Here is a 21,620-nt window from a genome sequence, read left to right as displayed (position 1 = left end):
TCTACTGTTAAGACATACTTGCTAGATGCTCCTCAAGACGATCCATGGACTGTTCGGCACCTGGGACGGCGTATGTTTTCACCTTATCGAATACAACCGTAGTTTCTTCAAAAACGGTGCGATAAGTAAGTTTGGTCTTGCCATCCAGATCCTCAAAGATGGCTGTCGCTAGAAAATGAGGAAATACAGTATGTTTGAAAACGATTCGCTCAAGTTGAACGACCTCGACAAAGACGTTGGTGTTGGGAAAATCAACGCCATCAGGACCGTGCATGATAAACTGCCATGTACCGCCCGGTTTTAGATCAAACTTCTCTGAAGTCATCGTAAAACCCAGAGGCCCCCACCACTTCGACAAGTTCTCTTCTTTCGTCCAAGCATTAAACACGAGATCGCGTGGAGCATCCAACACGCGGGTGATCACAATCTCGCATTCGCCTACTTGCGTTGCGATTTTATTTGCTTCATTGTTTTGATTCATGTCCATCCCTCCATACTAAGTAGTGTCGTCATGGATACAACTCATTTTTTCCATCATAGCAAATAAATCAGGCATGGATTTCTTTCAGATTGCTCTCTTGTATGACCCATACGCAAAACCCGACTCAGGATAAGTGAGTCGGGTTTTTTGTCAGCTGCTTTGGGCGCAGCAAGCTCTTCACATCGATTTCTGCAATCAGCACACTGATCAAAACGAGACCTGCGCCTATGTACCCGCGTAGAGACAGTGTTTCGCCTGTGACCAGGAAGGCAAACAAGGCAGCGAAGACTGGCTCCAAGGAAAAAATAACACCCGTGTGCGTAGCGGTCGTATATTTTTGGGCCACCGTTTGAACGACAAAGCCAATTGCGCTGCACAGTACGCTAAGGGCGAGCACGGCGATCCAAGCCTCTGTAGTCTGCGGTAATGTCGGGGTCTCCAGTGTAAATGAAAAGACAATGCCCAGCAGCGCCGTAAAGCCAAGCTGGTAAATCCCCAACTGGATCGTATCCGATTGATTGGCCCATCGACCGGTTACGGTAATGTGTGTAGCGTAAAAGAGGGCCCCAGCGATGCACAGCAGGTCTCCTTGGCTGATGCGAAATTCAGCGCTTAGTGTGAGCAGGCCAATACCGATCATGGCCAGTCCAGCGCCGACAAAGACTCTTTTTTTCGGACGGTTTCGCAAAAGAATAGATAAGAGCGGAACAAAGATAACGGTCAAGCTAACGAGAAAACCTGCTTGGGAAGCTGTCGTTGATTTCACTCCGTTCGTGATGGTGGCAAAAACCCCGAAAAGGAGCGCGCCGAGTATGAATGCATGAAGCATTGTTTTTCGATTCGTGCCACGTAATCGTTTATGAAACAAGGCGGCTGCCAGTAGAAAAGCAATGCCAAAGCGGATACCAATCAGATTGAAAGTCTCCAAATCCTTTAATCCCATTTGCATAAACACATACGAGGTTCCCCAGAACAGGGTGACCAAAATCATAGCCAAATCGGCTTTCACTTGCGGTTTCATGATGCAATAAGCCTCCTTGCCCGGGAAAAAGCGGGTCTTAATCAGTGTTGCGCCATAAACAGTATACGAGTATCGTTTAAATAAGAAAAATGAATGTTTGTGATGATTTTCATGAATCGGATTCATGTAAAGGGGACGAAGAAGGGTGAGTTTAAACAAGTTTGAGGTAGTGATCACCGTTATTGAGTCAGGGAGCTTAACTAAAGCTGGAGAAATACTAGGTCTAACACAATCAGCGATCAGCCATGCGATTGCGAGTCTGGAACGGGAATTTGGGTTTTCGCTTTTGACCAGAGGACGGTCAGGTATTAGCCTCACGAGTAATGGGGAGCGACTGCTTCCGTACATGCGTGAGACCTTGCGCTGTCATGAGCGGATGAAACAAGAGGTGTTTGCGATCAATGGGTTGGAGGTCGGGACGGTGAGAATTGGAACCTTCACGAGTGTATCCACACAATGGCTTCCAGGAATCCTCAAGCGGTTCCAAGACCAGTATCCGGCGATCGAGATTAAGCTGATGGAAGGGTATTACGATGGAATTGAGAGCTGGATTCAAACCGGAGAAATTGATTTTGGCTTCGTCTCCTTACCAACAACAGAGGATTTGGAATGGATTCCTTTAAAAAAGGATCAGATGTTTTTGCTGGTAACAGAGGAACACCCGCTCTACAAAGAGGAACGGGTGCATGTGAGCCGACTGGCCGAAGAGACATTTATCATGCCGAAGACGGGCTGTGACAATGATATACAGCGTTTGTTGGCGCAGTATCAGATTGAGCCGCGAATCAAATATGAAGTAGGGGATGATCACGCAATTATTGCCATGGTGCAAAATGGGCTTGGGATCAGCATTCTCCCGGAAATGATTTTGTTTCGCTTGCCAGCCAATATTCGGATGATCCCGCTGGAAGGGGAGCATTACCGTTCGCTGGGGGTGGCAGCAACCTCTTTTTCCAAGCAGTCACCGGCTGCCAAACGCTTCTTGCAGTGTGTAACCGATTGGGTGAACGAGCAGCAAGCGTAATTCAGACAGACAAATCGCTCTTGACTTCCTTCGCCAGCGGCTGCTTTCGGACAAAGGGCAGGTACAACAAGAAAAACAACACGAGGGCTACTCCTTCCAACGAAACGATGTACCACGGATACGGGCCCAAAAAGTCAATCAGACTGGGATTGTCCGGTTTGCGCGAGACAAATAAGTAATTTCCACCGGTCCATTGGTTGACGAAAAGTGCGACGAGCAAAAGCAGGTTTAAAAAGCCCATCGTTTTCCAGATCGAACGGACTGTCGGGCGGTAGCCTTCTACCCATGTCATGTACAAGCAAGCAAGGACGATTCCCGCGTGGGCTACAAAAAAATGCACAAAGCGAAAATGCGGAAATGGATAAAACAACTCGGGGGTAAGCAATGCCTGCATCGCGCCGCCAATCCCGGCAAAAAACGTAATCTCAAACAGTCGGTAGCTTCTCATCATCAGCATCACGGCAGAAAGCAGGAGAGTCACGCTACATAGCTGTAAGGGTAATGTGTAAGCAGCCGTCCAGCTGTCGGTATAAACATGCCAAAGCTGATAACAAACCTCTGATAAAAGCAAGACACCTGCAAGTACGTAACGGGTAGTGAGTCGATGTGTCGGGGCTTGGAGCTTTTGCCGAAATAAATAGGTGAGCATGACCAGACAGAGCACAAGAATCAAGGTAATAACGTGAGAAGAGGAAAACAGCCGAAACGGCTCTCCTGTCAGGAAAAGTGAAAAATAGGGTGAGGTCATGATGGGCTCCTCTTTGTTTATTATTTTTTATATTTGAAAATTCACGAAATTTTAACAGATAGAAGTTTTTCTGATATAAATCTTTGGTTATAATATAAATAGACTAGTTTACATCATTGAGAGGAGATATAGTCTTGAACTTAGTGCTCACGGAAAAAACGTGCAAGTCTTGTCAAGCTCGCTTGACCGAGTATGAAATCGATAACAATGGTGCACTCTGCATGGAATGCTTCAAGGAAGAACAAGGCGAGTAAAAGTAACAGCAAGGCATACGGCAACTGACTGTCTACTGCTATCTAATAATAGACCCTTTCAATCAGACCCTCTCTTTTCATAGAGAGGGTCTGATTTTTTGCACGCCTTATTCCGGGAGAGGAATGATGAGTTCCATTCTTCGGCTGCCGTCTTTCATGCTTGTTTCAAACAAGATGAGTGTTAGTGTGCTGTTCGGTTCTGCTTTTTTCACTTTCAGTGTATGGGTAAAATCTCCCCAGTCAGGAGCAGCAGTAGAAGCCTGCACGGAACCTTGCGCCAGCTCGTTGTGCCCATCTTCTACGACATAATTGAGTACAGCTTCGAACACGCTCGCCTGTCCTTTGATTTCATACGTGTCTTGGGCGGTTTTCTTCACAGTGACATTGCGGAAAATATCATTGCCATAGACAGTCTCCTGTTGACCTGTTTGCGTCGTTGGTGGCTTCTCAGGAGTTGTAGGTTGGGTGGTTGCGGGTGGCTCAGAAGTAGGTGTCTCGGGCTTCGTTGCAACAGGTGGCTTCTGTTGTTCTGTTGGAGTGGAAGGGCTATCTGTGCCACTCGTGCATCCTTGCAGCAAGCCGATCGTCAACAGCAGCAAAAGCATTTTTTTCATGGTATCCCTCGATTCTGTCTGGTATGAAATAGTACCTACAAATAGTAAGACGTAAAAAGGAATAATAGAGTTTCAGGTGGATGAGTCTTCCTGCATGAAACTGTGGTAGAATGGAGGGGAAGTAGCAACCATTATTCCTAGAAGGCTGGTCTGATAACAATGGAACAACAGACGTTTCGAGTGGAAAAAGACTTTCTTGGCGAGAAGCAAATTCCAGTAGATGCTTATTATGGCGTGCAAACGATGCGAGCAACGGAAAACTTCCCAATCACCGGGTACCGTCTTCATTTTTCCCTCATCAATGCAATGGCAATGGTAAAAAAAGCAGCTGCAATGGCAAATATGGAAGTTTCCAGATTGAATCCGCGGTTAGGAAATGCGATTGTTGCTGCGGCGGAAGAAATCATGCAAGGAAAATGGCATGATCAATTTATCGTCGATCCGATCCAGGGTGGAGCCGGTACTTCGATTAATATGAATGCCAACGAAGTGATCGCGAACCGTGGTCTTGAGATGCTTGGTGAGAAAAAAGGAGATTATTTCCACTTAAGCCCAAATACACATGTCAACATGTCTCAGTCTACCAACGATGCGTTCCCAACAGCAATTCATATCGCAACACTCACCCTGTTGGAAAAGCTGCTCGTAACGATGGATAAGATGCATGATGCATTTGGCCAAAAAGCAAAAGAATTCGATGATGTCATTAAAATGGGCAGAACGCATTTGCAGGATGCGGTTCCGATTCGCTTGGGCCAAGAATTTGAAGCATACCGTCGAGTGCTTGAACGCGACATCAAGCGTATTAAGCAATCTCGTCAGCATTTATACGAAGTAAATATGGGAGCGACTGCGGTAGGAACGGGTTTGAATGCTGACCCTCGTTACATTACAACAGTAGTCAAGCATCTTGCCGATATTACAGGCTTCCCGCTGACAGGTGCAGAGCATCTCGTGGATGCTACACAAAACACGGATGCGTATACAGAAGTATCAGCAGCACTGAAAGTTTGCATGATGAATATGTCTAAAATCGCGAATGACTTGCGTTTGATGGCATCCGGACCTCGAGCTGGACTGGGGGAAATCTCCTTGCCAGCACGTCAGCCTGGTTCCTCGATCATGCCAGGAAAAGTCAATCCGGTCATGGCAGAGCTCATCAACCAAGTAGCGTTTCAGGTCATCGGAAATGACCATACGATTTGTTTGGCATCCGAGGCAGGTCAGCTAGAACTGAACGTGATGGAACCAGTACTTGTCTTCAACTTGCTGCAATCGATCAGCATTATGGACAATGCATTCGATGTCTTTACGCGTCACTGCTTGGAAGGAATCGAGGCAAACCGCGAGCGTATGAAAGAATACGTGGAAAAAAGCGTAGGCGTCATCACAGCGGTAAATCCTCATCTCGGTTATGAGACTGCTGCACGCATTGCCCGCGAAGCTATTTTGACAGGAAAGTCTGTACGTGAGCTGTGCTTGCAACACAATGTACTGACAGAAGAAGAACTGGATCTGATTCTCGATCCATTTGAAATGACGCATCCAGGTATTGCTGGAGCATCCTTGCTGGATCGCGACTAAACCCAAAAACTCCCGCGCTTTGCACATGCGAAGCAGCGGGAGTTTTTGCTTGCAAAAGGGAGGCTTGCGCTACTTTTTCGGAAGCTGATCCAAGCTCTTGAATTCATAGCCCTGCTTGCGTGCTTCATCGATTATCGTCCCGAGAGCCTCTGCATTGTCTTTGGAGACAGAATGGAGCAGAATAACAGCACCGGGATGCAATTGGGCCATCACATTATCATAAGCGTATTTTGCCCCACGTTGGACTTTGGTATCCCAATCCCTATAGGCAACCGACCAAAAAACATTGGTATAGCCCAAATCTTTGGTTACAGCAAGTGTGCGATCGCTGAAAATTCCTCTGGGAGGTCGCAAGTAACGCATGTTCGCTTGTCCGATCACTTGCTGGACGGCATCACTTACTTTCGTCAGTTCGTCTTTGATTTTCTGATTCGGTACGGTTGTCATATCGGGGTGGCTCCAGGAATGATTACCGATCAGATGCCCTTCTTTTGCCATTCGCTTTAACAACTCGGGCTGTTCCTTCACAAAGTGCCCTGTCACAAAGAAAATGGCAGGAACTTTTTTCGCGAGAAGGGTATCTAAAATCTTTGGTGTAAAGCCATTCTCATAACCGTTATCAAACGTCAAATAAAGCTCTTTTTTCGTGGTATCCCCTAAAAAAACCGCACCGTGACGATCCACAATACTTTTAAAGCCCTCCTCGTTGATAGAGGGTAACTGACCATTCTTGCTCTTTTTAAATCCAAAATGGTACGGGTGATCTGGTGAGGCCATAATCGAGTCAACTGGCAAGGCACTTGTAAGCAACAAGCTAATCCCGACCAACAAGCTTTTGATCCATCGTCTGCTCAACAATGAACTCTCCCTTCTGTTGTGAAAGTCGTGATGTATTGAAGTGGATTCCATCAAAAGTTTGTCCAGTCTACTTCCAAATATGTACCCGGTACGTATGAAACAGTAGCTTGTTAAGTACATGCGTTACTTGCAAGGGCAAGCTGTGTAAAAGTCTACTGTGAGGATGGGGACAGGTGTCCATACATGAAAAAGGAACTGTTCATATAGTATCAATGTCGACAGTAAACCTGTTGGCAAATGCTGCCAAGAGACCATCTATAACCAGGAGGTGTAGTAACATGAACGAATGGTTAGAGCAATTACGTGAGGCACTTGGTGAAGGTGCAGAAGAAATGGAAGTAAAAATCGAATACGAAGATGGCACTACGAAAAAATTATACTTCGGCAATAATGACGACGATGACGATGAAGAAGATGAAGAAGACAATGCCGGAGAAGAGTCTGATGCTGACGATTCCGATGAAGAAGATTCTGACGACGAAGATTCGGATGACGCCTAATTGATTGTTATATGGGGAAAAAGATACGCTTTCATGCGTATCTTTTTTCAGTTGCATTCTGTAATATTAAACATATTTCAAAATGAGGATGGAACAGAAAATGAGCTTTCAAGTGAGCCATCAAATGATAAAAGAATGGTGTGGTCGCCTTTCTTATGAGAGAGGAAAGACTTTTTACCGTTCTGGGAACGTGCTTGTGGAGCATTTTCAACCGGAACCTGCGTGGATCAGAACGACAGTGAACGCTGGAAAAAATAATTATCAGGTCACTATTGAACTGGACGAGTCTGGTATGGCAGCAGTGTGCAGCTGCCCGACTTTGGCGTCGTACGATCAGTACTGCCAACATATCGCAGCCTCGTTGTTAACCATGCGTGATCTACTAGTAGACGAGCATCCTGGCAGCTATTCCACTTCCATTATAACGAAACAAGCAGGCATGACAGATCAGCTTGATTCCCAGCTAACAGAGGGATTGTTCGGTTTGTTTGTGGACCGCCCGCTTCGGACGAGCCATCATCGTGTATTGCTGGATTCACGAACAACGCTTGCCTTGGAAATCATATGTAAAATCGTTCGGTATGGATTTCGCAAAAGCATGATCGGAATAGAGCTGAAGCTAGGGCCAAAGAGGTTGTACATCGTAAAGGACATTCGCGCGTTTTTGGACCGGGTGGATAAGCAGCAAGTGTATCAATTCTCCAGCCAATTTACCTATGATCCGAATTTGCATCGTTTTTTGCCAGAGCACGAAGCTATCCTTCGCGAACTCCTGCAAATTTACAGAGCGGAGAAACTATATCGGGAGACAGCGAGCGATCGTTATCAGGAACAGAAGCATGTGGGTGGGGAACGGATTCTTCTCGTTCCGCCGTTTACCTGGGAGCGGTTATTTGCCTTGCTACTCAGTGCTCCGTCTGTTCACATTCAGGATCATGAGCAAATATATCCAACGTTCGTATGTCTAGATGATCGACCGCCACTCCACTTCGAATTTGATCAGACAAAAACAGATCAATATCAGCTGGAAGTGCAGGGCTTCAAGCACATTACTGTCTTGGAAGCTTACGGCCTGCTGCTCGTAGATGGTAAATGGCACAGACTGCCCAAGGAACAATGCCACAGTCTGGCGGAGCTCAAACACTTGTTGGAATCCCATAGTAGTGAGAGGATTCACATTCCCGCTGAAAAAATCGAACCATTCATGGTGCAGATTGTTCCGGCCTTGATGAAACTGGGGAACGTGCATATTGCAAAAGCTGTCTCCGAACGGGTCGTGCAATTCCAGTTAAAAGCCAAGCTGTATCTGGACCGAGTAAGAGACAGACTGCTGGCGGGACTGGAGTTTCAATACGGTGATATCGTCATCAATCCGCTGGAAGGCCATGAAGGGGGAGGGCAACGTGGCAGTGAGCTGATTTTGATGCGTGACGGGGAGAAGGAGCGGCAGATTTTAGAGCTGATGGAGGAAAGTGCCTTTACCCGCACGGAAGAGGGGTATTTTCTAGATGATGAGGAGGCTGAGTATGACTTCCTTTATCACGTCGTCCCTAAGCTGGAAAAGCTGTTAAAGGTATACGCGACAACCTCCGTAAAAATCAGGATTCAGCCTCTCCACATCCCCCCTAAAGTCAAAGTGGATGTGAATGAGCGAACAAATTGGTTGGATTTTCGCTTTGATATGGATGGCATACCCGAGTCTGAAATTCGAGGCATCATCCAATCGGTAGAAGAAAAACGCAGATATCATCGGCTGTCGAATGGAGCGCTTCTGCCGCTTGAAACAAAAGAATTTGAGCAAATCAATCGTTTCTTGGACGAGATGGGCATGCAATACGCTGATCAAATGGGAAGTGGCTTTCAACTGCCTGCTATTTACGGACTGCGCTTGCTTGATATACCCATGCAGGGACGGTCTGTTCAGTTAGGAAAATCGCTGCGTCAGTTTTTGGAGAATATGCGAAACCCTGATAATCTGGACTTTCCTGTACCCGAATCTTTGCAGGGGACACTTCGCGATTACCAGAAGTACGGCTATCAGTGGATGAAAACACTGGCACACTACGGCTTTGGGGGAATTCTCGCAGATGACATGGGTCTGGGGAAGACATTGCAAAGCATTACCTTCCTCCTCTCTGTTCTGCCCGAAATCCGAGAACAAAAGCTACCAGCGATTATTGTGGCTCCTGCCTCTCTTTTATACAATTGGCACAGCGAAATCAAAAAGTTTGCGCCAATGATTCGTAGCGTTATTGTGGATGGCACGAAGGAAGAGCGGACTCAAATCGTAAACGAGCAGTCAGAAATCGATGTGCTTATTACATCGTATCCACTCTTGCGTCGTGACCATGCCCAGTTCGAGGAGCACTCCTTCCACACCTTGATCTTGGATGAAGCACAGACCTTCAAAAACTATGTCACCCAAACCGCTCAGACAGTCAAACGGATAAAAGCCAAGCATCGCTTTGCGCTTACGGGAACGCCTGTGGAAAACAGGATAGAGGAGCTGTGGTCCATCTACGATGCTGTTTTCCCAGAGCTTTTTCCGGCACGAAAGGAATTCCTCGACTTGCCGAGAGATACGATTGCAAAGCGAACGCGTCCATTTTTATTGCGTAGGCTCAAGACGGAGGTACTGAAGGAATTGCCAGCAAAAATTGAAACACTGCAAAGCGCAAGTCTGTTGCCCGAGCAGAAAAAGCTGTATGTCGCCTATTTGGCACAGCTCCAACAGGAAACAGTGAAGCATCTGTACAATAAAGGCTTTCAAAAAAATCGGATCAAAATTCTCGCAGGCTTGACCAGACTGCGCCAGATATGTTGCCACCCAGCACTGTTCGTCAAAGAGTATGACGGAGGGTCAGCAAAGCTCGAACAGCTATTTGAGATCCTCGGTGAATGCAAAAACGCTGGAAAGCGCGTGTTACTCTTTTCTCAATTCACGGAGATGTTGGGGATGATCGGACGTGAGTTGGGCTATCATGGTGTCCCGTTTTTCTATTTGGATGGACAGACACCAGTAGCAGAGAGGTTGGATTTGTGCAACCGGTTTAACGAGGGAGAGCGTGATTTGTTCCTCATGTCATTGAAAGCGGGGGGAACAGGATTGAATGTGACGGGGGCGGACACCGTGATCTTGTATGATCTGTGGTGGAATCCCGCCGTCGAACAACAAGCAGCTGATCGTGCCCATCGTATTGGACAAAAGAACGTCGTTCAAGTGATTAGGCTTGTTGCAGAGGGGACGGTTGAAGAGAAGATGTACGAGCTGCAACAAAAAAAGAAAAACTTGATCGAGGAAATTATTACACCGGGACAAGAGGCAATCTCTTCTTTAACCGAACAAGAAATACGCGAATTGCTGATGATTTAACATAAACAGCTTGACTGTCGCTACCAAGCGAGGGGTCAAGCTGTTTTTTTGCGAGACCTTATCCCTGTGCGAATAACGAATTGGCAGACTCCCAATGATATTTGTCCGGTTCGAGATCAGGACATAGCGAATAGCTTATGGAGAAGGACGAAGCATCACCACAGAAGTGTGGGGGGAATGGAATGGAACAATATGTGATTAAGCCATGGGATACCCGAGAAGGGAATGTGGAAACGCCGGCTAACTGGGATTTGACAGTGCCACCAGAAGTAGATGTGATCGCAGAACAAGTGATCAAAGAGTATGACATGTCGGTAAAAAGTCGTACACTCATTACTTCCAAGCCAGATAAAGGCGGGGCTATTTGGCGCATTGAGACAGATAAAGGTCCGCGTAGCCTAAAGGTACTGCACCGTACGCCTGAACGGAGTCTCTATAGTGTGGCTTTCCAAGAATACGTTGTCAAACAGGGGGCAAGGGTCCCAGCACTGATTCCAGCCCGAAATGGAAGTCTCTATGTGGAAAAGGGCGGGAAACTATGGATTGTTACCGATTGGATTGCCTTGCAGCCTGCGACAAAAGTAGATTTGGTAGGCGCGCAAGAGCTTTGCTACGGTCTTGGTGAATTTCATCGCCATTCGAAAGGCTATGTTCCGCCCGCTGGAGCCAAGAACTCCTCCCGTTTATATCGTTGGCCCAATCATTATCAAAAGATTGCCAAAAAAATCGGGTGGATGCGGGAAATAGCAAAAGCCTACAGTGAAACCCCAACAAGTAAATCCATTTTGGCCGTCGTCGATCACTATGAACAGCGAGCATGGGCAGCCTTAGAGAAATTAAAAGCGTCTGCCTATCCGAAAATGATCAAAATGGGAGAGGCGCACTGGGGTTTGGTACACCAAGATTACGGCTGGTCAAATGGTCAAAATGGACCTGGAGGACTTTGGGTCATCGACCTGGATGGCGTGTCGTACGATTTGCCATTTCGGGATTTGCGCAAGCTCATCACCAGTACAATGGATGATATGGGCGTCTGGGATGTTACCTGGATGCGTGGCATGATTGAAGCCTATCATAAGGCAAATCCACTGGATCGAGAATCGTTCGAAGTGCTCTTGAATGACATGGCAGTGCCAAACGAATTTTATAAGCATCTCAAAGAAATGTTTTATGATCCAGCCACCTTCTTGTCGACAGAAGCGGAAGGCATCCTGCAACGAGTACTGACGGGGGATCAAACAAAAGATGCGGCATTGGCAGAGCTCGCGAAAGACATCAATAAATACGAACCAGGCAACTATGATCAAATAACGGAAGTGGTTGAACCGCAAAGGTTGGCATCCGATATCAAGGAATTGTTACCAGTTGCGTTGTCCAAACCAACAACAGAGGCTTTGGTCGAAGAGCCGAAAGACAAAAAGTCTACGAAGATCAAAGTGTCTAAGGATAAAGAGTCAAAGGTCAAGGGATCCAAAGACAAAGAGTCCAAACTCAAAGAGCCCAAACTCAAAGAGCCAAAACTCAAGGAGTCCAAAGACAAAAAGCCTGTAAGTGACAAGGTAGCCAGTTCCCGTCCGACTTCCGAGAAAGCGCTAAATAAACCGCAAGAAAGCCAGCAAGAAGGGGCAGGGGCGGAAAATAGCAGCACAACCCGCAGAGGTCCGATCTCATTTTCGGGAAGTGCTCCGTTTACACCGTCAGCACCATTTGCTCCAAGTAACGTACGAAAACTCGTCCGTCAAAGCAAGAAGCGGGTAATGAGCTCTGCTGTCTCAAAAAGCAGCAAAAAGTCAAGTAAGCCTCTAAGCAAAGTTCGGGTCACTATTGAAGTAAAGAACAAATCACCAAAAGTAAAACCCGCTAGTCAAGCTGGAAAAAACAAAAAAGAAACTGTGTGGACATCTAAACAGCAGTCCCGGACCGTCACTTCCAATAAAAGCAAGAAGGTTGCCAAGACAGCGAAACCAATCCGAAATACGCCGATAAAGAAGCAGCGTCAAAAATCAAAGAAATCGAAAGGCAACTAATGTGAGAGGTCGGTACGGGAAAGGAGAATACGGATGAAAGTTATTATGGTCTGTACAGAAAAATTGCCAGTCCCTCCTATACGAGGGGGAGCGATTCAGACATATATTGCGGGGATTGCAGATATTCTAGGGAGGCATCATGAGCTAACTATCCTGGGAACGTCGGATCCCACGCTACCGAAGGATGAAATGGTTCGCAATGCGCGTTATGTCCGGGTAGATGGTCAAGGGGTGTTCGAGATCTATGCGCGCGAAGTAGCCGCTTTTCTGAGTGCGAACAACTATGATGTCATCCATGTTTTTAACCGACCGCGGATGGTTCCCATCATTCGTGAGGTATGCCCGAACGCACGTATCATTCTAAGTATGCACAATGATATGTTTGATCCAGTAAAAATTGGGCAGGCAGAAGCTGCTAGAGCCGTTGCTGAAACAGAACAGATCATCACCATTAGTGATTATGTCGGTCGGGTCATTGCCTCGTTGTATCCTGAAGCCGCAAATAAACTTCGCACGATTTATTCAGGTGTGAACTTGGAAACGTTCGTTCCGGTGGAAGGGTCCAAGACGGCGCAAAAGATACGGCAGGAACTGCGGGCGACGCACAATCTTGGCAACAAACAAGTGATCTTGTTTGTAGGACGACTGACACCGAAAAAAGGGGCCGACATTCTGGTTCGTGCGATGAATGAACTCCGCTCCTATCATTCCAACATCGCCCTCGTCTTGGTTGGAGGGTCCTGGTACGGAGAAAATAAAATCAGTGACTATGCAGCATATGTACGCTCTTTAGCGAATCGTTCGCCTGTTCCGGTTATTACAACGGGATTTGTTCCAGCAGATCAGATTCACCACTGGTTCTGGGCGGGGGACGTTTTTGTCTGTCCATCGCAATGGGAGGAACCACTGGCACGTGTTCATTATGAAGCAATGGCTGCCGGACTGCCCTTTGTCACGACCAAGCGGGGTGGAAATGCTGAGGTGATCATCGGAGACAATGGTCTGTTGGTCGAGCAGCCGGAAGACCCTCTAGCGTTTGCAGTACAACTGAAACAACTATTGTCTAGCCGCGACCTCCAACGTCAAATGGGGAGAAGTGGACGCCAGCTCGCCGAACAGAGATTTACATGGGATCGAGTCGCAAGAGATGTGTTAGACGTATGGAATAACAGAGGTAGGTAAAACCAAAAAGTGAATGCTACAGCCCACTTCCCTAAAGAGAGAACGGAGAAGTGGGCGTTTATTCATACCTTAAGGACGAAGAGTCATGCAATGCCGCCAGAGTGGACTGGCCTGTCTGAACATAAGGGCTAGTCCCGCATGTGTTTGAACGAAATGGAGGGAGATGCGGGGAATCTACTGCGCACAGATTCCCCGCATCTTTAGGCCATCCTAAAGCCTCGCAGAATATAAGCTTGTTCAATTGGATTTATGCATTTGGAATAATCGCGACGATATGGGTGATAGGAATAACGATTGATCGTGAAGAGGTCTGTAATTCAATGATTCCTTCTTCCACTCTAAGAAGCTTGCCGACTCGGTAAGAACGACTCTCGGGTCCCCATTCTGTCGTCAGTAAGACCTCCACACGTTGATCGTTTCTCATGCATTTGCTGAGCTCTTGGCGAAGCCCCTCTATAGATGCTTGATCCGCTGATTCTTCCTTTTCGACAGCAACCTTCACTAATGGTGCCGGGATGACGATTGGCTTCGGAGCTTCTACTTGTACATAAGGTGCCTCTACTTGTACAACAGGCGATTCTACTTGTACAACAGGTGCTTCTACTTGCACGACAGGCGCTTCTACTTGAGGTGTGGGGGTGGTCACATTCACTTGAGGTGCGCGAACGTGGATACGCACAAAACGGCGTAGTTTCCTGAGCAGACTATTGGATTTGCGTTTGGTAGATCGCTTCTTGCAGCGGCAACGGGCTTGCTTTGCTTTTTGCTTCTTCTTTCTCAATGCTTTCAAAGGCAACACCCTCCTAACTATGCATGCAATATCATATTCAACAGGGGGATGACCGCATTGGACTAACACCTGATTTGACAAAATCAGGCAGGGAAACATTAGCAAAATTAGATGATTTTTTTAAAAAAACAGGAAAATCGTGTATACTTATCAGGTAATCTCAAAAAGAAAGATGGAGGTTTCTCATGAATCGTACGCCGATTGCCCCCATGGGAGTGGGGAAGCTGTTGGACAAGAGCTTTTCAGTGTATCGCCAGCATTTTGGAGCATTCTTTTTGTTGGCTTTAATTTGGTTCGGTCCATTATTACTCCTGCAGCAACTGCTTCTGGTTGACTTTACCAGAGTGCCTTTGCTCGCACAAGATACAGAAGGTCTGGACTTTGCAGAATCGTTAGGCGCAAGATTTGCCGGACAAGAAGAATTTATGACACAAAGCCTGCCTATGTTGCTCATATTCTTCTTCCTTGTCGCACCGATCCTTTGGATTATCGCCTATCCGCAAATGATTTCCGGTTCGATTTTACTGACGAAGGCTGCCCTCGAGGGAGAGATCTTGAGCTTAAAAGATGCGTTGAAGGGGGCACTTCGCCGATTTTGGCCGCTCGCGGGTAGTACTTTCCTATATGGAGTCATCGCATTTGCAGTATCAACAGCATTTGTCATCGTATATGGATTGATTTTCTTTCTGATCGCCTTCGCTGGTGGAATGACATTGGAAACCATGTTTAATCCGTCAGAGGAAGGCAGCATTGTGCTTATGATCATTCTGGTTTTATTTGGCTATTTATTTTTAATTGCTGGGATGATGCTCGTACCAGGCTTTTTCTTAATTCGTTGGGGTTTTTATATGCCGCTCGTTCTGTTCGAACGCGATGGTGTCGGAATTGGTCAGAGCTGGAATATGACAAAAGGAAACTTTTGGCGCTTATTCGGTATTTTTGTTGTTCTGAGTGTGATCTACTCGATGTTCTCTAGCGGCATCCAATTAGTACTCACTGGCGTCTTGGGTACATCGATCCTTACGCAATTGATTCTGGTTGTACTTACCTGCCTCTTGACCCCTTGGATGGCCATTGTTTACGCTTTGGCTTACTTTGATCTACGTGTGAGAAAAGAAGGGACAGATTTACAAGAGCTAGTAAGCCGTCAGCTTGCTACATCCGCACCAGTAGAACCAGCAAATCCTACCCCTGCACAAGAGCCGGGAGTTACACATGATTAGCACGAGTCCTTGGGTAGATGACAAGGAGCATTTACAAGAGATTCTAGCCAGAGACGAGTTCAATTTGCCCCAAGGAAGTGGAGAGAACTGGATTCAAAGAGCGGTGGAGTATGTGATCGAGTTGATCGCCGAGCTATTTCAGTGGACCCACATTCCATCGGGTGCGGCTAATACCGTATCTACACTCGTGCTCATTCTGGCAGTACTGGGACTGGTCGGCATCATTTACTGGTTGTTCCGCAGAATGATTTGGGAACAGAAGAAGCATCGACCGCTGTTTATGGACGGAGAAAAAATACGTTCTCATGCAGACTATTTGCGTGATGCGAAAGAAAAAGCAGCGCGAGGAGAATGGCGGGAAGGAGAACGCTCGTTGTTTTTGGCGTTGTTGGTTTATTTGCAAATGAAGTCATGGGTTCGTGTGGAGAAATGGAAAACGAATTGGGAATACGCAGAAGAAATTGAGGCAAATCAGCCGAGCTTACGCGATGTGTTTGGTAGCTTCGCACGAGAATTCGACGCTGTTTGGTACGGGCAGGCGCTTGTTGATGAAGGGTCGTTCTGGCAGCGTGTGAACGAACTGGAAGGCATCTGGCGCGAGGAGGGACAGCATGGATAGTTTGCGCACCTATCGTGTCGGAATCGTTGTGGCTAGCTTGTTGCTCGTCATCGTGGGCTGGTTGATCGTCAAGCCTACAACTGAACCTCTCCCGCCGTATCTGGCTTCATCTGCACAGTCGAGCGGAATCAAGGCTGTGCTCGTACTACTGGAGGAAAAAGGCAAGCAGGTAAAGGAATGGCGGCAGCCTATGCGTTTTTTACCAACAGCAACAGGGCAGGCCATGCTTGTAGTAGAGCCAGAAAGACTGCTTCCAGAGGAACAGATAGACATTCTGGATTGGGTCAGTGAAGGCAATGACTTGATTCTCTTTCAATCGAGACCAGAGTGGGAAGACCTTCCCTTTCAGACGGAGTACATCCGGGGTAAAGAAAATCAGGAGCGAAACATTCAGGGACCTCTCATTTTAGGCAGGTTCATGGGCAAAGCAGAGACCCCAATGCGATTTTTAGAAGATGACGACGTGGAGCCACTTCTCTATGACGACCAGGGGATACTCGGGGGAAGAACAGAGGTAGGAGATGGCAGTGTCACGTTTTTTCTTGTACCGGAATGGCTAACCAATCAAAAAATTGATCGACTGTCTCACTTTGAAGCGATCTGGCCGTATGTACAAGGAGATTGGTCCGTTCTTTGGGTAGACGAGTACCATCATGGCTTGCAAGAAAAACCAGGTTTTTTGGCGATCTATCCAGGATGGCTCATAGCCGCTTGCATGCAACTCGGTATCCTGCTTTTGCTGTATGTGTGGTGGAGAGGAAAACGTTTCGGACCAGTCTATACGCTTAGGGAATGGACGGTACGACGTGGTGATGAGACGTTGCTCGCCGTATCTAGCTGGTATGAGCGAAGAGGGCTGGCAAAGGATGCGCTGCGACATCGAGAAGCATACATGCGGCAACTGTTGTACGATCGGTGGGGAGTGCACCAACGAGCTGATCGTGTAGAAATCGTGCGATATGCCAAAACAAGATGGACAAATCAAGAGGTAGAGAAATTCGCTCATCTACTGGAACGATTGGAGCAGGCAAAAAACGAAGGGCGATACTCGCCCAAGGGCTTGCTTGCAGACAGTCTCTTGTTGGATGAGATTACGAAGCGTCTGGAGAAGGAGTGACAACTACGGTGGAGCAATTGTTGCAACAAATGGAAAAAGAGCTGGTTGGTCAACGACAAAATATTCGGCTGCTGCTAACCGCTTTGGTTGCTGGCGGACACGTTTTGCTAGAAGGTGTACCCGGTATCGGAAAGACAAAAATGGTAAAGACCTTATCGGAGTTGATGGGGGGCGAGAGTAAGCGCGTCCAGTTTACGCCTGACATGATGCCATCGGACATTATTGGTCATGTGGTGTTCAATATGCAGCAAAATCAGTTTGAGACAATCAAAGGTCCTGTTTTCGCTAACTTATTGCTGGCGGATGAGATTAACCGGACTCCGCCGAAAACCCAAGCGGCCCTTTTAGAAGCAATGGAGGAGGGGCAAGTGACGATTCATGGTGTCACCTATCCTTTGCCTGATCCGTTTTTTGTCGTCGCTACGCAAAACCCGGTGGAGTATGAAGGAACGTATGTGTTGCCGGAGGCACAGCTCGATCGCTTTTTGTTCAAGCTAACGATGTCGTATCCTTCCCATGAAAATGAAAAGCAAATCCTTGCCAAACATATTCCCAACAAGCGCAGCCACGAGCGTAATCAAGAGCCGCTCTTTACATGGGAGGCGATTTTGGAGAAGCGACGCCAATTAGAAGAAGTGGTTGTGGATGATTCGATTCTGGAGTACATTACGACACTGATTCGCAATACACGTGAAACGAAACGATTGCTCTTAGGTGCCAGCTCTCGTGCTGGAATCGCCGTGTTGATGGCGAGCAAGGCCTGGGCCCTTTTGGACAATCGCAAGTTCGTGACGCCTGATGACGTGAAGATGGTAGCCCGCCCTGCTTTGCGGCACCGACTCATTCTGTCACCGCAGGTAGAATTGGAGGGGGGTACCAGTGACCACATCATCGAAGAGACGCTGGCGGCTATTCCAGTTCCTCGCTGATTTTTTGGCAGACCGTTTTGTCTTGCCATCCAGGCGACTACTCGTGGCAGTTTTGCTAGGGACGCCCATCGCGATCGTCGGTTTTTTGCTGGAGATTGGCTATTCGACATTCTTTTTGTACAACGGTTTACTCCTGATCGCTAGCATCTTGGATTGGGTTACCATCCCCAAACGCCGAGACTTGTCGATCCGGCGTATCTTGCCTGAGCAGACGGATATCGGACAATCGTTTTCGATCGAGCTTGAGCTTGCCAATCATAGCGGGCAATCCGTTTCGTACTCCATCGTGGAAGATCTTCCGCTGACTTTTGAAGAAACCGGACCAATCACAGGCGTGATGGAGCAACCCTTAACCAACATCCGTTTTGAAACAAGAGGAAAAGAACGCGGAGAGTACGTGTTCCGCTGGCTGTATATGCGCTGGCATGGCAAGCTCGGCTTGTGGTATCGCCAAAGCCGCTTTGCGTGTGAACAAACGATCAAGGTATACCCCGACCTTTCAGCCGTTCGTGGCTATTTGGCTTCATTGCAGGAGAGCTTGATCGTCGACGGGAAAAAAATCATGCGCAGGGAGAAAGCGGGTACGGAATTCCATGCGATCCGCGATTACGTGCCAGACGATGATCCTCGGATGATTAACTGGTCCGCTTCTGCACGCTCCCGACGTTTGATGACGAACCAATATCGACCAGAGCATGGCAAGGTGATTACCATTCTGATCGATTCCGGCAGGCTGATGGGAGTCGAGCTGGATAATCAGACGAGGCTGGATCGATCGCTGGAGTCTGCTCTCACGTTAGCGGCAGTAGCATTGCGTCAAGGAGATCAGGTAGCGCTACTAGCCTATTCGCATGAAATCAAGACGTACATACCTCCAGGCAGAGGACTGCGCCACTTGCACACCCTTTTGGAGGCGACCTATAACCTGACGAGTGATTTTGTAGAGGCTGATCCGGCGAAGGCGCTTGAATTTTTGAATCGCCAGCAAAAGAGAAGGAGCTTGGTCGTTCTTTTTTCAGATATGGAAAACTACCTCGTCGAAGATCAGTTGAGCAATTACTTGTGGCGGATGCGCCGTTCGCATTTGCTCCTGTTGCTGTCTTTGGCAGATCCGCTGCTGCATGAATGGAGTCATATAGACACGAGCAACAGTAGCTTGGCGTTTACGAAGGCGGTAGCTCAACGGTTCCAGCTCGATCGCAGGGCGTTTCAACAAAAAATGATCGGCGCGGGTATCCAGGTACTGGACGTTCCGGCCGATCAATTGACGCTGACGGTTATCAATACTTATTTGGACATCAAATCAAGAGAAGCTTTGTGAGAATCGGACTTGTATCCGAGGAGGTACCAGGCAATCAGCAAAAGCAATGTGCCAACAGCTACGATGTACTTGGCTTCGAGGGAGAGACTCGAGGGAGTAATATAGCCCTCGATGATTCCCGCGATGAACAAAAGCGGGATGGTAGCCAACAGCAGATGCGCAGACTCTTTTGCCGCCTCCAAAAATTGATGTCTTCGTGCATAACGACCGGGCACAAGCAGGCGGTATCCCATGTGAAGCCCTGCTCCGCCCGCAATGAAGATGGCAGTCAGCTCAATCACGCCGTGTGGCAAAATGTAGGCCCAAAACGCATAGCTGCTATCTGCCTGATAGTAGACGGCTGCCAAAGCTCCAACCAGAAGGCCATTGAATAAGAGAAGGTAGATGGGAACGATTCCAAACGTAATTCCACTGACAAAGGCCAGCATCGCGACTTTGATGTTGTTGGTCATAATCATGGTGGAGATGACCGGACTGTCGAGTGATTCGTGCCCTTCTCCCAGCCTGGATGGATCGATCTGCTCAGCCATCCCTTGTGGCAATACATAATACAGGTTGAGTGGATCGACCATGACGGCGGCAAAACCAGAAATGCCACCGATGATGAAAAGAAGCGCTGCCACACCAATGAAGCTCATTCGCTTATGTACGAGACCCATCAAGTAGCTACCAAAGAAATGCTTGAGCTGCTGCCAGCTGCCTATTCGCTGCTTGTAAGCCAAATTGTGTGCACGTAAGACAAGTTGGTTTAAGTAGAGGGTAATCTCGTCCGCAGGATGGTAGGAGCGTACATAGGCCAAATGAGCAGACGTCTTTTTGTATAGCTGTGTCAGTCGATCAATATCGGTAGCACTGATGTGCCGAGGTTGTCGGGTAAAACGCTCCACTAATTGTTCCAGTTCGGCCCAAGAGGCCTTATGCTTGTGCCAAAACGAGGTAATATCCATGTATAATGCCTCCTTCATTAGCGTGTGTGTAATCACTCGAAAAAAACTCATAGTTTCGAGGGGGGAAGAAAAACATCATGAATGAACCGACATACGTCAGTGGGTCAAATCGAGAAGCGTCTGTCGTGACACCCGAGCATGTTATGCTGCGATTTCAGACGGCAGGTCTAGGCAGTCGCGCCACTGCGATGCTGATTGATACAGGAATTTTATTCCTGGTTAATCTTACTGTATTTATATTGTTTGGTATAGTTTTATTTGGAAATGGAGATGATTTTTTCCCGGATTCTGACAATTACACGTTGGCCATCGTTCTCCTGGTGACTTTCGTAATAAATTTTGGCTACTATTGGTTACAGGAAGCATTCTGGGGTGGACAGACCGTTGGCAAAAGGCTGGTGGGAATCCGGGTCATCCGTGATAACGGACAGCCTGCGACGTTTGTTTCCTCGACGATCCGGAATCTGTTTCGCATCATTGACGCAATGCCGACTGGTTATTTTCTCGGGGCGCTCGTCTGCTTTTTTCACCCCCGTGATAAGCGAATTGGCGATATGGTAGCGGGCACAATTGTCGTAGTGGAGTCAGGACAGCGATCGACTCTTTTTCAGAAAAAGAAAGACAAACAGCCAAACGGCTTTGATTTGAATCATGCGCTACTCGTGCTAGATGAGCGTCAAAAACAGGCGATTACCCGAGAGGATTGGCAGCTGCTTTCCTCCTTCATTAGCAGATTATCTTCTTTATCTCAAGCGAAAAAATATGAACTGGGGAATCAAATAGCCAGCATCCTGCGCAAAAAATTAGAGCTTGTTGACGAACAGACCAACAAGGAAGACCCGATCCTGTTTTTGCAAAGGCTGCACAATCAGCTACAAAACGAATTTCAACTCCGAAAATAAAGCGAAGTACCGCCAAAAAATAGTGGCGGTATTTTCTTTTCTCGACGTATTTTCCCATTATTCAGCAAAATGCTGCTTCAAAAACTTTCTATGTTATAATGAAACC

19 protein-coding genes are annotated in these 21,620 nt (G+C 47.4%); 12 read left to right on the top strand and 7 right to left on the bottom strand.

The genetic code is table 11. From position 1 onward, the window contains the following. Positions 1-7: 7 nt before the first annotated feature. Together ODZ53_RS01650 and ODZ53_RS01645 are read right to left on the bottom strand one after the other, a co-directional pair. Complete coding sequence (locus ODZ53_RS01650; protein ID WP_372675694.1) at positions 8-481, bottom strand: SRPBCC family protein; 474 nt, start codon at positions 479-481, stop codon at positions 8-10. A 124-nt stretch (positions 482-605) separates the two neighbouring features. Continuing rightward, entirely contained in the window at positions 606-1,502 is an 897-nt protein-coding gene (locus ODZ53_RS01645; protein WP_372675693.1) for a DMT family transporter, read from the bottom strand. Between the two features lie 145 nt (positions 1,503-1,647). Here ODZ53_RS01645 and ODZ53_RS01640 point away from each other — a divergent pair, with 145 nt between their 5' ends. Further along, positions 1,648-2,526: a LysR family transcriptional regulator gene (locus ODZ53_RS01640; protein WP_372675692.1), complete on the top strand. Its 879-nt coding sequence runs from the start codon at positions 1,648-1,650 to the stop codon at positions 2,524-2,526. 1 nt (position 2,527) lies between these two features. Here ODZ53_RS01640 and ODZ53_RS01635 read toward each other — a convergent pair whose 3' ends face one another. Then, a complete protein-coding gene (locus tag ODZ53_RS01635; protein ID WP_372675691.1) occupies positions 2,528-3,274 on the bottom strand; it encodes a YwaF family protein in 747 nt (248 codons plus the stop codon). Between the two features lie 361 nt (positions 3,275-3,635). Then, positions 3,636-4,142: a Gmad2 immunoglobulin-like domain-containing protein gene (locus ODZ53_RS01630; RefSeq protein WP_372675690.1), complete on the bottom strand. Its 507-nt coding sequence runs from the start codon at positions 4,140-4,142 to the stop codon at positions 3,636-3,638. A gap of 159 nt (positions 4,143-4,301) precedes the next feature. On the opposite strand from ODZ53_RS01630, the gene aspA reads away from it, so the two are divergent. Beyond that, positions 4,302-5,726: an aspartate ammonia-lyase gene (gene aspA / locus ODZ53_RS01625; protein ID WP_015891960.1), complete on the top strand. Its 1,425-nt coding sequence runs from the start codon at positions 4,302-4,304 to the stop codon at positions 5,724-5,726. 69 nt (positions 5,727-5,795) lie between these two features. On the opposite strand, the gene pdaA is transcribed toward aspA, so the two are convergent. Further along, positions 5,796-6,581 (bottom strand): delta-lactam-biosynthetic de-N-acetylase, encoded by a 786-nt coding sequence (gene pdaA, locus ODZ53_RS01620; RefSeq protein WP_015891959.1) that lies wholly within the window; start codon positions 6,579-6,581, stop codon positions 5,796-5,798. A 281-nt stretch (positions 6,582-6,862) separates the two neighbouring features. On the opposite strand from pdaA, the gene ODZ53_RS01615 reads away from it, so the two are divergent. From ODZ53_RS01615 to ODZ53_RS01600, 4 genes are all read left to right on the top strand, one after another. Continuing rightward, entirely contained in the window at positions 6,863-7,084 is a 222-nt protein-coding gene (locus tag ODZ53_RS01615) for a DNA primase (RefSeq protein ID WP_372675689.1), read from the top strand. Between the two features lie 100 nt (positions 7,085-7,184). Then, positions 7,185-10,457, top strand: a complete 3,273-nt coding sequence (locus ODZ53_RS01610) for a DEAD/DEAH box helicase (RefSeq protein WP_372675688.1) — start codon at positions 7,185-7,187, stop codon at positions 10,455-10,457. Between the two features lie 182 nt (positions 10,458-10,639). Beyond that, positions 10,640-12,484 (top strand): CotS family spore coat protein, encoded by a 1,845-nt coding sequence (locus ODZ53_RS01605; protein ID WP_372675687.1) that lies wholly within the window; start codon positions 10,640-10,642, stop codon positions 12,482-12,484. Between the two features lie 33 nt (positions 12,485-12,517). Further along, the gene (locus ODZ53_RS01600; RefSeq protein ID WP_372675686.1) at positions 12,518-13,666 is read left to right on the top strand and encodes a glycosyltransferase family 4 protein; all 1,149 of its coding nucleotides are present in this window, start codon (positions 12,518-12,520) and stop codon (positions 13,664-13,666) included. 247 nt (positions 13,667-13,913) lie between these two features. Here the strand turns inward: ODZ53_RS01600 and ODZ53_RS01595 are convergent, their stop codons facing one another. Continuing rightward, positions 13,914-14,465 (bottom strand): hypothetical protein, encoded by a 552-nt coding sequence (locus tag ODZ53_RS01595; protein ID WP_372675685.1) that lies wholly within the window; start codon positions 14,463-14,465, stop codon positions 13,914-13,916. A 176-nt stretch (positions 14,466-14,641) separates the two neighbouring features. Between ODZ53_RS01595 and ODZ53_RS01590 the strand changes: the two genes are divergently transcribed. The 5 genes from ODZ53_RS01590 to ODZ53_RS01570 are packed head-to-tail and all read left to right on the top strand — an operon-like array spanning position 14,642 to position 19,665. Further along, the gene (locus ODZ53_RS01590) at positions 14,642-15,679 is read left to right on the top strand and encodes a DUF7847 domain-containing protein (RefSeq protein ID WP_173624864.1); all 1,038 of its coding nucleotides are present in this window, start codon (positions 14,642-14,644) and stop codon (positions 15,677-15,679) included. Further along, on the top strand, positions 15,672-16,298 hold the full coding sequence (locus ODZ53_RS01585; protein ID WP_372675684.1) for a DUF4129 domain-containing protein: 627 nt from the start codon (positions 15,672-15,674) through the stop codon (positions 16,296-16,298). Before ODZ53_RS01590 ends, ODZ53_RS01585 begins: the two co-directional genes overlap by 8 nt. Beyond that, positions 16,291-17,415: a DUF4350 domain-containing protein gene (locus ODZ53_RS01580; RefSeq protein ID WP_372675683.1), complete on the top strand. Its 1,125-nt coding sequence runs from the start codon at positions 16,291-16,293 to the stop codon at positions 17,413-17,415. The genes ODZ53_RS01585 and ODZ53_RS01580 overlap by 8 nt, the downstream gene beginning before the upstream one ends. 8 nt (positions 17,416-17,423) lie before the next feature. After that, positions 17,424-18,344, top strand: coding sequence for an AAA family ATPase (locus ODZ53_RS01575; protein ID WP_064200644.1), 921 nt, complete (start codon positions 17,424-17,426; stop codon positions 18,342-18,344). Beyond that, positions 18,295-19,665, top strand: coding sequence for a DUF58 domain-containing protein (locus ODZ53_RS01570; protein WP_372675682.1), 1,371 nt, complete (start codon positions 18,295-18,297; stop codon positions 19,663-19,665). Before ODZ53_RS01575 ends, ODZ53_RS01570 begins: the two co-directional genes overlap by 50 nt. Here ODZ53_RS01570 and ODZ53_RS01565 read toward each other — a convergent pair. Continuing rightward, entirely contained in the window at positions 19,632-20,612 is a 981-nt protein-coding gene (locus ODZ53_RS01565; protein WP_015891948.1) for a stage II sporulation protein M, read from the bottom strand. The genes ODZ53_RS01570 and ODZ53_RS01565 overlap by 34 nt on opposite strands. Positions 20,613-20,689: 77 nt before the next feature. On the opposite strand from ODZ53_RS01565, the gene ODZ53_RS01560 reads away from it, so the two are divergent. Continuing rightward, on the top strand, positions 20,690-21,514 hold the full coding sequence (locus tag ODZ53_RS01560) for an RDD family protein (RefSeq protein WP_372675681.1): 825 nt from the start codon (positions 20,690-20,692) through the stop codon (positions 21,512-21,514). Positions 21,515-21,620 lie beyond the last annotated feature (106 nt).

The sequence above is a fragment of the Brevibacillus sp. BD137 genome (assembly GCF_041644655.1).
GTDB lineage: Bacteria > Bacillota > Bacilli > Brevibacillales > Brevibacillaceae > Brevibacillus > Brevibacillus brevis_D.
This window is presented reverse-complemented; position numbering and strand designations above follow the sequence as displayed.

Coding starts and splice junctions, on each gene's coding strand:
- ODZ53_RS01650 (WP_372675694.1), bottom strand. CDS start 481: ATGAATCAAAACAATGAAGCAAATAAAATCGCAACGCAAGTAGGCGAA.
- ODZ53_RS01645 (WP_372675693.1), bottom strand. CDS start 1,502: ATGAAACCGCAAGTGAAAGCCGATTTGGCTATGATTTTGGTCACCCTG.
- ODZ53_RS01635 (WP_372675691.1), bottom strand. CDS start 3,274: ATGACCTCACCCTATTTTTCACTTTTCCTGACAGGAGAGCCGTTTCGG.
- ODZ53_RS01630 (WP_372675690.1), bottom strand. CDS start 4,142: ATGAAAAAAATGCTTTTGCTGCTGTTGACGATCGGCTTGCTGCAAGGA.
- aspA (WP_015891960.1), top strand. CDS start 4,302: ATGGAACAACAGACGTTTCGAGTGGAAAAAGACTTTCTTGGCGAGAAG.
- ODZ53_RS01615 (WP_372675689.1), top strand. CDS start 6,863: ATGAACGAATGGTTAGAGCAATTACGTGAGGCACTTGGTGAAGGTGCA.
- ODZ53_RS01610 (WP_372675688.1), top strand. CDS start 7,185: ATGAGCTTTCAAGTGAGCCATCAAATGATAAAAGAATGGTGTGGTCGC.
- ODZ53_RS01605 (WP_372675687.1), top strand. CDS start 10,640: ATGGAACAATATGTGATTAAGCCATGGGATACCCGAGAAGGGAATGTG.
- ODZ53_RS01600 (WP_372675686.1), top strand. CDS start 12,518: ATGAAAGTTATTATGGTCTGTACAGAAAAATTGCCAGTCCCTCCTATA.
- ODZ53_RS01590 (WP_173624864.1), top strand. CDS start 14,642: ATGAATCGTACGCCGATTGCCCCCATGGGAGTGGGGAAGCTGTTGGAC.
- ODZ53_RS01585 (WP_372675684.1), top strand. CDS start 15,672: ATGATTAGCACGAGTCCTTGGGTAGATGACAAGGAGCATTTACAAGAG.
- ODZ53_RS01580 (WP_372675683.1), top strand. CDS start 16,291: ATGGATAGTTTGCGCACCTATCGTGTCGGAATCGTTGTGGCTAGCTTG.
- ODZ53_RS01565 (WP_015891948.1), bottom strand. CDS start 20,612: ATGGATATTACCTCGTTTTGGCACAAGCATAAGGCCTCTTGGGCCGAA.
- ODZ53_RS01560 (WP_372675681.1), top strand. CDS start 20,690: ATGAATGAACCGACATACGTCAGTGGGTCAAATCGAGAAGCGTCTGTC.